Below are 14,355 nucleotides of genomic sequence, written 5' to 3'. Positions count from 1 at the left end.
CTGCGCATCAGGCAAACACCAGGCACACCGGTGTCGGCACTTGCGCGACCTGCACCGGCTGGTCGAGCTTGCCGTTGGAAGGGTCGATGCGCAGGCGCAGGATGGTGTCGCCCTTCTGGCTGAGTGCGTAGAGATGGCTGCCACCGGGCGCCATCGCCAGCGCGCGCGGAAAGCGCAGGCCTTCGCCCCAGTGCTGCAGCGGTGTCAGCGCGCCGCTGTTCGCGTCGATGCGGAATGCGGCGACGCTGTCGGCCATCGGATGGTCCGACTTCAACCGGCGGTTGCTGGCGTACAGGAATTGTCCCGAGGGATGCATCACCAGCGCCGCCGCATTCTTCTGGCCGGTGAAGCCCTCCGGCACGGTCGAGATGCGTTGGCGCTGTTCCCCGACCTTGCCGCTCGCCGCGTCGTAGCCGAAGCAAGCGACAGTGGCATCGAGTTCGCTCACCACGTACAGGAAGCGTTGCGACGGATGCAGCGCCAGGTGGCGTGGGCCGCTGCCCGGCGACACGGACGTGCGGCCGAGCAAGTTCAACTTGCCATCGGCGACCGAGAAAACGTTGATGCGGTCGCTGCCGAGATCGGTGGCGATCACGCGCTGCCCCGACGCATCGAACAGCACCATGTGCGGATGCGGTGATTCCTGCCGCTCGGCATCGGGCCCGGAGCCGGTTTCCTTTTCAATGCCCGAGACCTTGCCGAGCGTGCCGTCCGCACCGATCGGCAGCACGTTGTAGGCACCGCCGCCATACAACGCGACGACCAATGCGCGCCCATCGGGCGACACGGCCAGGTGCGCCGGGATCACGCCCGACAGCGACAGTGGCTGGCGGTTGATCAGCGTCAGGCGGCCACTGCGCTCATCGATGGCATAGGCCTCGGCGGTTCCGGTGGGCAGGCCTTGGTAGATGTCGATTTCGTTGATTGCGTACAGGAAGCGTCGGTTGGGGTGTACCGCAAGAAACGAGGGGTTCGCACTGCTGACCGTCTGCACTTGCGGCCAGCCACCGTCCGTGACGGCCAGCACATGGATGCCCTTCGACGCAGGCCCTCCGGCCGTGCCGCCGGGCGCATCGCTGGTGTAGGTGCCTACGTAGGCGAAGCGGGGTGTTGGTGTCTCGCTGGCTGCCGTCGCGCCTGTCGCGGTTGCACTCGGGCTTTGGGCGTTGGCGGGAAGCCATGGTGTCAACGTGCCGAGGGCGGAAGCGCCGCCTATCCATTGCATGACGGCGCGGCGTTTCTGGCCGGGTTGACTTGGGCGATGTGTCATCGGGTTCCTCTCTCTTGGTTGAGGGGGTGTGTTCGGGCGCTGCTGTTTTCAGGGCGAGTGCGAATGACACCAGGAGCTCCCCTCCGCGAATGTCCCCCGCTTCGCTCCTCCTTTATTTCGCTGCGGGGAGCACCTGGCGTCATTCGCACATGGACGCGTTGCTGGTGATCGCCGATCAACGACTGCTCTGAGCGCTCACGTCGATACGGGGCTCTTTTTCGCGAAATAAAGGAGGAGCGAAGCGGGGGACATTCGCGAAAAAGAGCACCGTGTCGGCGGGAGTGCCGCCCTGAACAACAGCAGCGCCAAGAACAACGCACTCCAAACAACACCGAAGAGAAAGCATTCATCTCAGGCCCGCACCGACATGGCATGGTGAAAGATGTTGTTCGGGTCATACCGACGCTTCACCTTCTGCAGGAAGCCATAGAGCCCTTGGTCGCCGTAGTAGAGCTGCGACCAGAACGGGTACGCCAGCATGTCGTTGTCCGGGTAGTTGATGTAGCAGCCCTCGTAACGCTCACCGGGGTAGGGCGTACCGGCATAACGTTCTGGCACATCGGGCGTGCCATACACGTCGCGGTAGAAGTCGCTGATCCAGCGCAGATGCCCGGCATCGTCGGCGGCACTGCGCCAGTAGGTCTGGTACTGCAACTTCATGATCGAGGCGCGTTGCGGCACCGCCGTGTCGTTGATGCGCTCGGGCTTGTTGATGGCGCCGCCATACGAGTCCACCTGCACCAAAGATTGGCTGAGATCGACACCGGGCATGACGCGCGTCAGGTGCGTGTAGATGCGCTGGGCCTCGCGTGCGCTGAAGTTCTGCTTCATGTAGGCCGACTTGTATTTGCCGCGCTGGTTGTCGCCCGAACCGTTGAGGTACTGCGTGGCCGTGAGCCAGTCGTAGCGCGTCACTGTGTGCGGCTTGGAGCACAGCAACTGCCCCGCATCGCGCTGCGGGGCAGGGCCCACGCCCGGCGCACGGCCCTTGGCGGGAACCGGTGCGCAGGCCTGGAAGCGGCTCAGGAATTCATTGAGCACCGTCAGGTCGTTGCAGGTGCCGTCGGGGTTGCAGAACTGCGTCAGCATCACGATCTGGCCCGACGAACGATGTGTGAGCTTGAGCAGCGAGAACATGCCCCAGGTGTCGGGCGACTTGCCGCGCGTTTCCCAGTATTCACCGTAGATCGAGAGCAGCGTGGCGAAGCGCTCGGGCGTCATGGTGGCCCAGTCGAACGCGACCACCGCCAGTGCGACTTCGCGCGGCGCTTGCGGCAAGGTGTCGAACACATAGCCGGTGATCGCGCCGAAGTTGCCGCCGCCCGCACCGCGACAGGCACGAAACAGCTCGGGCTCATGGCTCGCATCCACGGTGCGCGGCACCACCTTGCCGTGGTTGTCCACCGTCAGGATGTCCACCGCCGAGAGCCAATCGACCGTCAGCCCCTGCAGGCGCGACAGCAGGCCGTAGCCGCCGCCGCAGATATGCCCGCCTGCGCCGACCGAATAGCAGGAGCCGCCCGGCAGCGTGACGTTGCTGCGCTTGTACAGGTCGAGGTAGCCGTTCCAGTTCTGCGTGCCGGGGCCGATGCGATGGCGCCCGTCGACCTTGGCGGTGCTCGCCTGGGTGAGCAGGCTCAGGTCGAGGATCGCGCCGTCGGGGTTGTTCGACACGAAGTCTTCATAGCAATGGCCGCCGCTGCGCAAGGTGGGCCGAAGGCCCGCATCGACGATGCGCTGCAGGGCGGCAGCGGTGTCGCCGGCGTTCTCCGGCAGCTCGATGCGCGAAGCCGCATCCGATTCCGTTGCAGGCCATCGCAGGTTGAAGCCCTTTTTCAAGGTGTTGTAGCGGGCATCCTGGCGTGTCACGGTGATGGTCATGTGCGCTTTCTGATGGACGTCTTGCGACGATGGAAGGCAGGGAACACAGGGCGTTTGCGCGGCTTCTGTCGAGCTTTCAAACAAGACTCAGGAATGAAAGATTTTTTCTTAATTCCCTCGAATCGAAGTTGAATTCACGGAATGACGCGAATATTGACGCAAATTTGGTGGTTGTTGAAATATGTTTTCACCAAATCGGCAGGCGATCGACAACCGCCGAATACAGGCCAGCGCAACAAGGGTCTTCTAAAGTTCTAACGCTCCCGAAGAAAATCAGTCAAACTGATGAGTGCAGGGAGAAAGGCACGCAGACAGGAGCGCAGATGGACAAGGACGCAGAGGGTCTTGGCGCCGACTTCGAGCTGTGGCAACAGCTCACCGACGACTACGAACAAGCACTGGCCGCCCTGGCCCGTGGAGAGCCCGGCGCGCGTGACCTTGCCATGAAACTCTCGCTCGCTCTGCGGCGACTGCACCCCGAAACACCCCGCCTCGGCACCGCCGACTGAGGCTCTCTCCCCGCAAGAACCACCACAGGCCTTGGCACAGATAGTGCGACGGTGTTGTGTCGTTTGCGAGGGAGGAGTTCATCACCAGACGGGCCGGCCATCAAGCCGCAGCCCGCGGTAGCGTTCGACTTCCGGACATTCAGACACTCGCAGGAGCGCGACCTTCTCGTCACGCGAGTGGCGCGCTCTCGTTGTGCATCGAGAGAGTCAGGGAGAGAAAAATGAATATCGGATGTGCGAAGCGCGTGCCGCAGGCGTGCGCGGTTTTCCTGGTGCTTGTCTTGTTGGCGGGATGTGGCGGAGGAGGCGGAGGCGGGGGCGGCGGAATACCCATCGCTGCAATGCCGCCGGCACCTTCCGGTGGCGTGGCCGAGCCGCCCGCGCAGCCTGCGCCGACGGCCCTGGTCGCGGTCATGCCCAACCCGGCCGACCCTTCCGAAATCACCCGCTATTCGTCGGCCGTGCCCTTCGGTGAAAAGGGCGGCTTCGTGTCTTCCGAGCAGGTGGTCTACCGGCTGGGCAACACGGCGGTGTCCGATGCGCTGAACAAGGACGTGATCTACACGGTGCCTCTGCGCGGCACGGTGAGATACCCGGCCGGCGAGGCCGCTTCGCGGGGCCTGTCGAAGGTGCGGGTCTCGCCTTCGGGTGGCTTCCCGGTGGTCGTGTTCCTGCATGGCATGCACGACTCGACGGAGCTCAACAACGCCAAGGGCTACGACTACCTGCAGAAGAGCCTGGCCGAGCACGGCTACGTGGCGCTTTCCATCGATGCAGGGAAGATCAACGGGCTCAACAACAGCAACGCTTCCGATGCCGGCGCATTGGCACGCGGGCAGTTGCTCATGACGACGCTCGATCTGTTGCGCACGGGCAATGACACGGGTGTCTTCAACGGTGTCGAGCTGGCGGGGCTCAAGGGCAAGCTGGACCTGGATCGCGTCGGCATCCTCGGGCACTCGCGTGGTGCGGAGGCAGTGGCCTATGCGGTGGAATTGAACAAGCAGCGCATCGGCATCAGCTACGAGGATGTCGAGAACGTGCGCTGGCTTCGGTTCGCCGTTGCATTGGCTGCGGCTGCCCAGAAGCGGGTCGATGCAGCCACCACTGCTTTCAACACGGCAGCCACCGAATTGGCCAAGGCAAAGAGCGCACTCGCCGCGCTGCCGGTGGACTCGCCTGCCATCGATGCCTCCACCCAGGCGGTGGCACAGCGCCAGGCAGAGTCGCTGCAGGCACAGGCAAAGCTCGACGCGGAGAAGCTCGAACTGGAAAAAGCCAAGGTCAAGCTCAGGCAGGCCCAGGCGATCACGCCGAAAACCATCAACGCGGAGAGCACGAAATGGCTGGAGCAGACGACTTCGCCGGACGCACTGGCGGCGTCCGGGATCGTGTTGCCGTCCAGCACCGAAGCGCCACACAAGCTCCGCGCGGTTTTCTCGTTGGCGCCGATCAATGCCAGGCAACTGTCGCGCGTGACCCATGTGCCGTTCGCGACCCTGCTGCCCACCTGCGATGGCGACGTCTACAACATGCCGGGCGCGCAGATCTTCGACGACAGCCGCCACACCGCCCATGACGAGAGCGCGCCGAAGTACCAGGTGGTCGTGCGGGGCGCGAACCACAATTTCTACAACAGCCACTGGTCCGAGACCGACGACTCGGCCGGCAGCGCCCCTCTCTATTGCCGCCAACCCGGGCGGATCGAAACGCTGCGCCTGACCGCATCCGACCAGCGGCGCAACGGCGCCTTCCTGATGGAGTCGTTCATGCGCTACTTTGTCGGTGACGAAGTCCAGTTCGCGCCCTACTGGAAAGGGCAGGCACCCACACCCGCGGCGGGATGCCCTGTGGGCGAGGCCACTTGCGACGAGCGCGTGGTCCTGACCATTCACCAGCCGGCGGCGCAGCGCAAGCTGCTCCAGGGCTTTCGCACCGCCGACAGCATTGCGAAGAACCCCAGCGGGTTGCCGACCGTGCTCGAGAAATTCAACCGGATGGTGCAATGCCAGTTTCTGGGAATCCGGGGCTCGCAGATCACACCGGCAAGGCCTGTGGCGTGCACCGATCCTGTGACCAACATCTCCGTTGCGTCCCTGTTCGGGGAAGGTGAGAGGTACAACTGGCGCACCTACGACCCCAGAACCCTGCTGATCTGGTCGGTCACGGACCAGGCCCAACTGCAATGGGACGCGCCCGGCCCGACCATGACCGTCAACACCGGCGACCTCTCGGCCAAGGGTTTCGACACCCTCAGCTTCCGCGTTGCCGTCGAAGCGCCGATCGGGCAGGAGGTCGAGGTCTCCGTGATCGATACGCAAGGCCGCAAGGTGGCACTGAAAGGCAGCGATTTCAGCGATGCGCTCTACGGCATTGCGCGCAAACCCAACGGCACGATTCCGCTGGTCGATGCGCCCGAGGACGCGATCTACGCAGACACCGGCACCACGCGCCCGCTGCTGAACATGGTGGCCGTGCCGCTCAAGGCCTTCGCGCTGCACGAGGTGGATCTTGAACGCATCAAGCAGGTGCAACTGCGCTTTCCGAAGGCCTCGGGCAGCGTGGCCGTCACCGACGTCCAGTTGCAGCGCATGGACTGACAAGCTGCAAATGAACCTGCTGCGCGCCGATCCCGATTCCGCTTCTGCGGCTCTCCACCGAGGCTCCGCCCGCCCGCTGCAGTTTCATAACACTGAGCAAGTCGTCACACGAGCGTCACCTTAAGTTCACAGAATCGGGCCGCTTCCGGCGGTTGCGGGCCAAGCCTGCGCTGGCGTGTGTTCAGCCCCTTTCTGTGGACCTTCATGACGAACTCTCATTGGACCCGCGCGCGCATGGCGGGAATGATCGGCCTCGCGGCCTTGTCGCTGGCGGCCTGTGGCGGCGGCAGTGGTGGTGGCGGATTTTTTCCGGCCGCGGCGCCAGTCGCCGGTAACTCCGACACAACACCGCCCGTGGCGCTGCAGCCGCTCGCGGGTGGCTCGCAGTACGCGGGCACGGCCAGCTTCGGCGACACCGTTTCCATCACGCTCGACCAGCCGGCCGCCGGCCAGCTCACGCTGCGCTTTGTCGACTCGCGCTTCGGCCTGGCCGGCGCACTGAGCGCCAGCTACGCGACCCAGGCCGATGGCTCGCTGCTCGCCACGAAGTTCGCCGCCATCGCAGGCACGGGCGTGCCCGATGCACTCACCGCCGCGCTGCCCAAGCTGAGCCTGCGCTTCCAGCTCGAAGGCGGCCTGCTCAGCGGTTCGCTGGCGCAGGTGCCCAACCTCAAGGCGGCCGACGGTTCGCTGCTGCAAGGCGAGGTCGCTGCTTCCAACCAGGGCGTGGCCGATGTGGCACGACTGGCCGGCGTCTACAGCTTCGTCAAGCGCACGGCCGCCTACAACGCCAAAGGCGTGATGCAGAGCGGTGCCGACGCTGCATTCGGACAACTCAACATCAAGGCCGACGGCACCGTGCGCGCCTGCGTGGGCCAGGCCTATGCCGACAACTGCAGCGCCGGCCAGCCCGGCAAGCTCGCGGCCGAAGCCGACCAGAAGACCTACCCCGGCGCCTTGGCCCTGAGCATCGACGGCCAGCGCATCGGCCGCGTCATGGTCAACGCGCAGTCGGGTGCGGCCACGCTGTTGGCCGATGAATTCACCACCAGTGCCGCCGATGGCAGCTTCCGCACCGGCACCTGGGTGCTGCAGAGTGCGTCGGTGGCATTGCCCGCTACGGCGCTCGACGGCGAATGGCTGTGCGCCCAACCCGAACTCGACGCCACGACCGGCGCGGCCACCGGCCGCACGCAGCGCAACTTCGTCTCGGTGGGCGCGAACCTGCTGCAGACCGACACCATCGACACCGACGTCAAGCTCAGCGCCAATGCCGGCATCGGCGGTGCGTCGACCTCCGCCGTCAGCGGCATGAACGGCCTCGTCGCCGGCCAGTGGAGCGACAACCAGAAGGCCGGACGCGTGCTGCTGCCCGTGGGCAAGCAGACGGCGTACTACATCGGCACCGGCGCCAGCACGGGTGCCGCTGCGCCTACCAACATCTCGGGCGTGTGCCGTGCGTTGCCGGTGCAGCCGGTGATCAATACCTATGCGGCGGCGGCTTTCAATGTTCCCATGGCCATCCGCATCGGCGACGCCCGCCCGACGCAGCCGGCCATCGGCTATGACCAGGTCTATTACAAGCAGGCGCGCTATCGCAACACCGCTGTAGTGAAGGAATGGAAGAAGGAGTTCGCCGACTTTTGCGAGGCTGCGGGCCTGAGCGACGTCGACAACAACACGGTCACCTCGAACAGCGTGTTGAACAACCCCGCGACCTTCACCTGCACCGGCAACGTCAACGCTCCCGACACCACCGCCATGAAGTCGGCAGTGGTCGGCCCGCGCGGCGTGCTGTACCTCACGGACGGCCACCACACTCTCACCAGCTTCTGGGAAGCGCCGAACGGCGGTGGTGCCGACGTCAAGGTGCCTGTGGTGATGAAGGGCAACTTCATGAGCCAGAACAACGCGACCTTCTGGCGCGGCATGCGCGCGAACAAGACGGTGTGGCTCAAGCTGCCCGATGGCCGTGCCATCACGCCGGCCGACCTGCCAGCACAACTGGGTCTGAGCAACGGCCTGCAGGACGACCCGTACCGCGCGCTGCTCTACTTCACGCGCGATCTCGGCTACAAGCAGCCCGCCAACAGCACCGAGTTCCTGGAGTTCTACTGGTCCGAATGGTTGCAGGCGAGCCCGCAGAATGTGAAGCTGTCGGCCTATAACCTGACCAATGCGGCCAGCTATCTGCAAGCCATTGGCGCGGCATCGGACCTGATGAACCGTGCAGATCCCGCCACGATGATCGGCTCGTCGGGGAAGACCGCGAAGGATATGGGGCAGATCACGAAGGCCTATGCCCCGGCCGATCTCACGGCGCTCAACGTGGCTGTCGACCAGGCCAAGCCCGGCAAGCTGGCATACGCCCTGAACTACCGCGCGTCGCTGGCGGCAAAGTAAGCGCCGCGTTTCGCACCAGGCGACGCACAACGGCCGGGCTGATGCCCGGCCGTTTTCATTGGTGCACCGCAAGAACAGGCGCCGGTAGGATGTGCGACCACTGGCGTGCCGCATTTCTTCTCGCCCCAAAAAAAGGACAAACCATGCCCTCCCGAAGAAGCTTCGTTGCCGCAGGCACCGGTGCGCTGCTGGGCGCACCAGTGACCGGCTTTGCCACTTCAAGCGCCGACTGGCAGACCGCCAGCCCCGAGAGCCAGGGCATCGCGAGCGAAGGTCTCCAGAAGGCGCTGGACGCCGGAGGCAAGGTGCCTGCACTGCGCAGCATCGTCGTCGTGCGCAACGGCCTGCTGGTGGGCGAGCGCTACTACGCGGGGGCATCGGCCAACGATTTGCGCGCGATCAATTCGGCCACCAAGAGCGTCTGCTCGGTGCTGGTCGGCCAGGCGCTGCAACAGGGAAAGATCGGCAGCCTCTCGCAGACCGTGGGCGAGCTGCTGCCCGAGCAGGTGTCCAAGGCGCCGGACTCACCAGCCTTGCGCGTCACGCTGCGCCAGATCCTCACCGGCACCACCGGCCTGGCCTACGACTGGCGCACGCAATACGCGCCGCTGTTCACGGCGGCCGACCCGGTGGCCTATGCGATGGACCTGAAGGCTGATGGCAAGGCGCCGGGCACATGGTCTTACAACGATGCCGCCGTGTTCCTCGTGACGCCGATCCTCGAGCGCGCGCACGGCATGCCGCTGGCCGACATCGCCAAGCGCGACCTGTGCGTGCCGCTGGGCATCGACCATGTCGCGTGGCAGCGCGACAAGTCCGGCAACTGGCCGGCCTATACGGGCATTCGCCTGCGCACGCGCGACCTTGCCAAGCTGGCCTGGCTCATGGCCGATGGCGGCCGGTGGAACGGTGCGCAGTGTGCGCCGGCCGACTGGGTGGCCGACAGCACCCGGCGCCACGGGCCGGCGGAGTGGCGCAATCCGCCGGTCACGGACACCGGCTACGGCTACCTCTGGTTCACCGGAACGCTCGCCGGCAGGCCGGTGGCGTGGGCCTGGGGCTATGGCGGGCAGTTCTCGTTGCTGGTTCCGTCGCTCCGGCTCGCCGTGGCCACGGCGGCGACCAATCCACCGCCGCAGGATGTGAGCACGCAGACAGCCGCCGTCGCGCAGGTCGTGGCGCAGATCGTCGAGCTGGCTGCGGCATCGACCTGACGCAGTTCATTCCTTCGCCACCTCTTCCTCCGCCTGCGCCTGAAACATCCGCGTGAAGTCGCAGCACTCCTGCGCCAGCATCACGATGGAAGAGGTGAGGGCGCTGCGGTGCTCGCCCTTGTGCATCGCCACGTAGTTCACCACCGGCAGCGCGGGCGTCACGTCGATCACCGCGAGCATGCCGGCCGCGACCAGCGGCGACAGGCACTCGCGCGGCAGGTAGCTCACGCCCAGCCCCGACACCGTGAGCCCGGTCAGCGCCACGAGGTTGCTCACCACGATCACGTTGGCGGGCTGCACGCCTTGCTCTTTCATCCACGCGTCGTAGGCGCGGCCGGTGCCCGAGTTGTTGCCTTGCACCAGCATGCGATGCCGCGCCAGCTCGTGCAGCCGCATGGTGCCGGCGCCGGCGGCGGCGGGCACCACGCCGGGCTTGCACATCCATGCGCTCTGCACCTGGCCGATGGCCTTGTTCGGCAGGCGCGAGTCGGCAAAAGTGTCGGGCACGATGACAAGGTCCAACTCATCGGCCAGCAGCTTGTCGCGCAGTTGCAGGCTGTCGTCCACGTCGGGTTCAAGGATCACCTTCGGGTAGTGCTGCTGGATCAGCCCGACCAGCCGCGACAGCCATGTCATGGCGGTCAGCTCGGTCACGCCGATGCGGATGCGGCGCTCCACCACACCGGGCTTGCCGAACTGCTCGACGGCCGCATCGCGCTGCTCCAGCAGCTTCTTGGCGAGCACGAACATCTCCTCGCCCTTCTCGGTCAGGCGCGCGGTGCGCTGGCTGCGGTCGAACAGCTCGGTGTCGAACAGCAGCTCCAGTTCATGCACGCGCTTGGACACGGCCGACTGCGAGGTGTGCAACTGGTTCGCCGCCTGCGCGAAGCCGCCCAGCCGGGCGATCCAGTAAAGGGCTTCGAGCTGCTTGAAGGTCATCACGGTGTGGGTTTCCAGTGAAATCGACGCCAAAGAACGCTTTTGTTCATGTGATTCGATCACAAAAAATCGCTTTTAGAAATTCATCGACGCACCGAAGATTCGCGCCAGGCCACCGTCATTGCAAACCAAGGAATACACCATGGACTTCAAACTGCCTCTCGCGTCAGCACTCGCCCTTGTCTTCGCATGCGGCGCCGCCAGCGCCCAGGACGGCGGCACCCTGCAGAAGATCAAGGAAAGCGGCACCGTCCAGATCGGCGCGCGCGACAGCCAGATCCCGTTCTCCTACAAGCTCAGTGCCGACGCCGCGCCCATCGGCTTTACCAACGACATCTGCCTGAAGATCGTCGACGCGATCAAGGCCAAGCTGGGCCTGCCCAAGATCGAGGTGCGCTACACCATGCTCAACTCGACCAACCGTATTCCGCTGCTGCAGAACGGCACGGTCGACCTCGACTGCGCGACCACCACCAACACCACGCAGCGCCAGGCGCAGGTCGACTTCGCGCCCAGCCACTTCGTGACCAACATCACCGCCGCGGTGAAGAAGGCCTCGGGCATCAATTCGCTGGCCGACCTCAACGGCAAGAACGTGGCGACGGTCTCGGGCAGCACCTCGATCCAGTTGCTGCGCGGCGCGCGCAAGAGCGGCACCATCGAAGTGAACGAGATCGCCGGCAAGGACACTTCCGATGGCTTCCTGCTGCTGTCCACCGGCCGCGCCGACGCCTACGTGCTCGACGACGTGCAGCTCGCCGGCATGGTCGCCAGCGCCACCAACCCGGGTGACTACAAGCTGCTGAAGGAGTCGCTGCGCCAGGAGCCCTACGGGATCATGCTGCGCAAGGACGACCCGCAGTTCAAGGCGCTGGTCGACGAGACCGTCACCGGCCTCATGAAGTCGGGCGCCATCGAGCAGCTCTACACCAAGTGGTTCATGTCGCCGATCCCGCCGAAGAACGCGAACCTGAACTTCCCGATGTCGGATGCGGTGCGCGAGATCTACAAGAACCCCAACAACAAGGGCGTCTGAGCGATGGTTTCCAAGCTTTTGAACCGCACCCGTGGCGAGGCCTTTTCCAGCGTGCTGATGCGCGAGGTCAAGCAGCGCTTTCTGCTGGTCGACCATGACCACCACGGCCGCGAGCGGCTGTACTTCGACAACGCCGGCGGCTCGTTCCGCCTGAAGGCGGCGGTCGAGCGCTTCGCGCAGGTCGATGCCATTCCCGACAACGCCGAGCGCATCCACGCCACCGCCGTCGAGCTGCAGGACATCCAGGCCAAGGGCTGTGCCGACCTGCGCACCATCCTCAATGCGCAGGGCGGCAGCGTGTACGCCTCGCTCACCGCATCGGGTGCCATGTTCGACATGGTTCGCGCCATCGCCGAGAACGTGCCGGGCACAAACATGGTCACGACCGTGCTGGAGCATCCGTCGGCCTTCGATGCGATGAGCCTCTATGCCCAGCGGCTCGGCCGCGAGCTGCGCGTGGCGCCGAGCAACCCCGTCACCGGCGGCGTCGATGTCGATGCCATCGTTGCACTGGTCGACCAGGGCACCTGCCTGCTCAATGTGATCTACGCGTCGAACATCTCCGGCGCCAAGCTCGACATCGAAGCAATCGTGCGCCGCGCGCGTGCCATCAAGCCCGACCTGTACATCGTGGTGGACGCGGTGCAGCACGCGCCGCACGGGTTGATCGACCTGCAGAAGACGCCGGTGGACGGCATCAACATCGCGCCCTACAAGTTCTTCGGCTGCCGGGGCTCGGGCCTGACCTGGGTGTCCGACCGCGCGGCCGTGCTGCCGCACCACAAGCTGGCGGGCAAGAAGCCCGACTACTGGGACCTGGGCAGCGCCGCGCCGTGGCAGTTCGCGGTGCTCACCGAGATCGTCGACTACGTGTGCTGGCTCGGCAGCCATTTCACCGATGCCACCGACCGCCGTGCGCTGTTCGTTGCCGGCATCACGCACATCGAGCTGCACGAACGCGCGCTGCTCGCCACGCTGCTCGAAGGCACGCCCGACGCCACCGGCCTGCGCGAGATGGCGGGTGTGAATGTCTTCCTCGACCACGAAGACCTGAGCAAGCGCGACCTGATCCTGGGCATCGGCTTCGACCGCATCGACTGCACGCAGGCGGTGGTCGAGTACGGCAAGCGCGGCGTCACGGTCTACGAGCGCGTGGCGACCAGTATCTACTCGAAGCGCATGCTCGAATCCTTCGGCCTTGCGGGCACCGTGCGCGTGTCGCCGCTGCATTGCAACTCGGTGGCCGACATGGAGAAATTCCTGCGCATCACCGCCGAGATCGCGGCTGACATCGGGCTGTCATAAACCGTCATATTCGGTCGGTAGGATGTTTCTCGCCTCCCGCTCACAGGGAGGTGAGGAGCATGAGATTTGGAAATTCGAAAGCTGATCGCGCCGGTGCTGGCCGTGGTGCTGCTGGCGGCGGTCGCGTCCGGTGTCTGGTATTCCAACACCCGCCTGCACGATGAATCGGCCACCGCCGCCGCCGCGCGGATCGAGCAGGACAAACAGGTCACGCTGCGCGGCCTGATCGGTTCCGAGAAAGAAACCTTCTTCGCCGACCCGCGCGTGCAGAAGGCGCTGGCCGCGCAGGGCATCACCGTCACGGTCGAGAAGGCCGGCTCGCGCGCCATCGCCAGCCGCTATGACGCCAGCAAGTTCGACTTCGGCTTTCCCTCGGGCGCGCCCGCCGCGGCGCAACTGAAGACGCTGGCCAAGGCGCCGAACGTCTTCAACCCGTTCTACACGCCGATCGTGCTGGCGAGCTGGCGGCCGATTGCAGAAATTCTCGTGGCCAATGGCATGGCGCAGAAGCAGGGCGACTTCTACTACGTGGTCGACCTGCCGGGCCTGATGGCCATGATCGAGAAGGGCACGCGCTGGAAGGAGCTGAAGGCCAGCAGCGCCTTTTCCACCAGCAAGTCGCTGCTCATCAACTCGACCGACGTTCGCACCTCCAACTCGGCCGCGATGTACCTCGCGCTCGCAAGCTACCTGGCCAACAGCCAGCAGATCGTGCAGAGCCAGGAAGACGTGGACCGCGTCATGCCGGTGGTCGCGCCGCTGTTCCTGCGGCAGGGCTTCCAGGAGCAGTCGTCGGCCGGTCCGTTCGAGGACTACCTGGCGCTCGGCATGGGCAAGGCGCCGCTGCTGGTGGCCTACGAATCGCAGATGGTCGAGTTCTGGCTGAAGAACCCCGACCGCCTCAAGAGCGACATGGTGCTGCTCTACCCCAAGCCCACCGTCTTCTCCAAGCATGTGCTGGTGCCCTACACGCCGGGCGGCGTGCGGCTCGGCGCCGCGCTCGAGAACGACCCGGCACTGCGCGAGCTGGCGCACGAATACGGCTACCGCACCGGCGGCGACACCAAGGGCCCCGAGACCTGGGCCGCGCGCGGCGTGAAGGTGCCCGAGGTGCTGGTCGACGTGATCGACCCGCCCAGCTTCGAGTGGCTGGAACGAATGACCGTGGGCATCGAAGCCCGCTTCAAGTGAATCAACG

10 protein-coding genes are annotated in these 14,355 nt (G+C 65.3%); 7 read left to right on the top strand and 3 right to left on the bottom strand.

Annotated elements, in window-relative coordinates; translation table 11 throughout:
• Positions 1–7 precede the first annotated feature (7 nt).
• The gene (locus tag ACSFB7_RS26620) at positions 8–1,270 is read right to left on the bottom strand and encodes a lactonase family protein (RefSeq protein ID WP_435475347.1); all 1,263 of its coding nucleotides are present in this window, start codon (positions 1,268–1,270) and stop codon (positions 8–10) included.
• Between the two features lie 351 nt (positions 1,271–1,621).
• Entirely contained in the window at positions 1,622–3,151 is a 1,530-nt protein-coding gene (locus ACSFB7_RS26615) for an FAD-binding oxidoreductase (RefSeq protein WP_435475346.1), read from the bottom strand.
• 323 nt (positions 3,152–3,474) lie between these two features.
• On the opposite strand from ACSFB7_RS26615, the gene ACSFB7_RS26610 reads away from it, so the two are divergent.
• From ACSFB7_RS26610 to ACSFB7_RS26595, 4 genes are all read left to right on the top strand, one after another.
• On the top strand, positions 3,475–3,660 hold the full coding sequence (locus ACSFB7_RS26610) for a hypothetical protein (RefSeq protein WP_435475345.1): 186 nt from the start codon (positions 3,475–3,477) through the stop codon (positions 3,658–3,660).
• 341 nt (positions 3,661–4,001) lie between these two features.
• A complete protein-coding gene (locus ACSFB7_RS26605; RefSeq protein WP_435475344.1) occupies positions 4,002–6,260 on the top strand; it encodes an alpha/beta hydrolase in 2,259 nt (752 codons plus the stop codon).
• A 204-nt stretch (positions 6,261–6,464) separates the two neighbouring features.
• Entirely contained in the window at positions 6,465–8,663 is a 2,199-nt protein-coding gene (locus ACSFB7_RS26600; RefSeq protein WP_435475343.1) for a ParB/Srx family N-terminal domain-containing protein, read from the top strand.
• A 143-nt stretch (positions 8,664–8,806) separates the two neighbouring features.
• Complete coding sequence (locus tag ACSFB7_RS26595) at positions 8,807–9,877, top strand: serine hydrolase domain-containing protein (protein WP_435475342.1); 1,071 nt, start codon at positions 8,807–8,809, stop codon at positions 9,875–9,877.
• A gap of 6 nt (positions 9,878–9,883) precedes the next feature.
• On the opposite strand, the gene ACSFB7_RS26590 is transcribed toward ACSFB7_RS26595, so the two are convergent.
• The gene (locus ACSFB7_RS26590) at positions 9,884–10,816 is read right to left on the bottom strand and encodes a LysR family transcriptional regulator (protein ID WP_435475462.1); all 933 of its coding nucleotides are present in this window, start codon (positions 10,814–10,816) and stop codon (positions 9,884–9,886) included.
• 142 nt (positions 10,817–10,958) lie between these two features.
• Here ACSFB7_RS26590 and ACSFB7_RS26585 point away from each other — a divergent pair, with 142 nt between their 5' ends.
• From ACSFB7_RS26585 to ACSFB7_RS26575, 3 genes are all read left to right on the top strand, one after another.
• On the top strand, positions 10,959–11,852 hold the full coding sequence (locus tag ACSFB7_RS26585; protein WP_435475341.1) for an amino acid ABC transporter substrate-binding protein: 894 nt from the start codon (positions 10,959–10,961) through the stop codon (positions 11,850–11,852).
• A gap of 3 nt (positions 11,853–11,855) precedes the next feature.
• Positions 11,856–13,157, top strand: a complete 1,302-nt coding sequence (locus tag ACSFB7_RS26580; protein WP_435475340.1) for an aminotransferase class V-fold PLP-dependent enzyme — start codon at positions 11,856–11,858, stop codon at positions 13,155–13,157.
• A 66-nt stretch (positions 13,158–13,223) separates the two neighbouring features.
• Positions 13,224–14,348, top strand: coding sequence for a hypothetical protein (locus ACSFB7_RS26575; RefSeq protein ID WP_435475339.1), 1,125 nt, complete (start codon positions 13,224–13,226; stop codon positions 14,346–14,348).
• The last annotated feature ends 7 nt before the right edge of the window (positions 14,349–14,355 follow it).

Source organism: Variovorax raffinosi (assembly GCF_051216615.1).
In the GTDB taxonomy this organism is placed as follows: Bacteria; Pseudomonadota; Gammaproteobacteria; order Burkholderiales; family Burkholderiaceae_C; genus Variovorax.
Note: the sequence above shows the minus strand (reverse complement) of the source record. Positions and strands in the feature narration are given on the sequence as shown.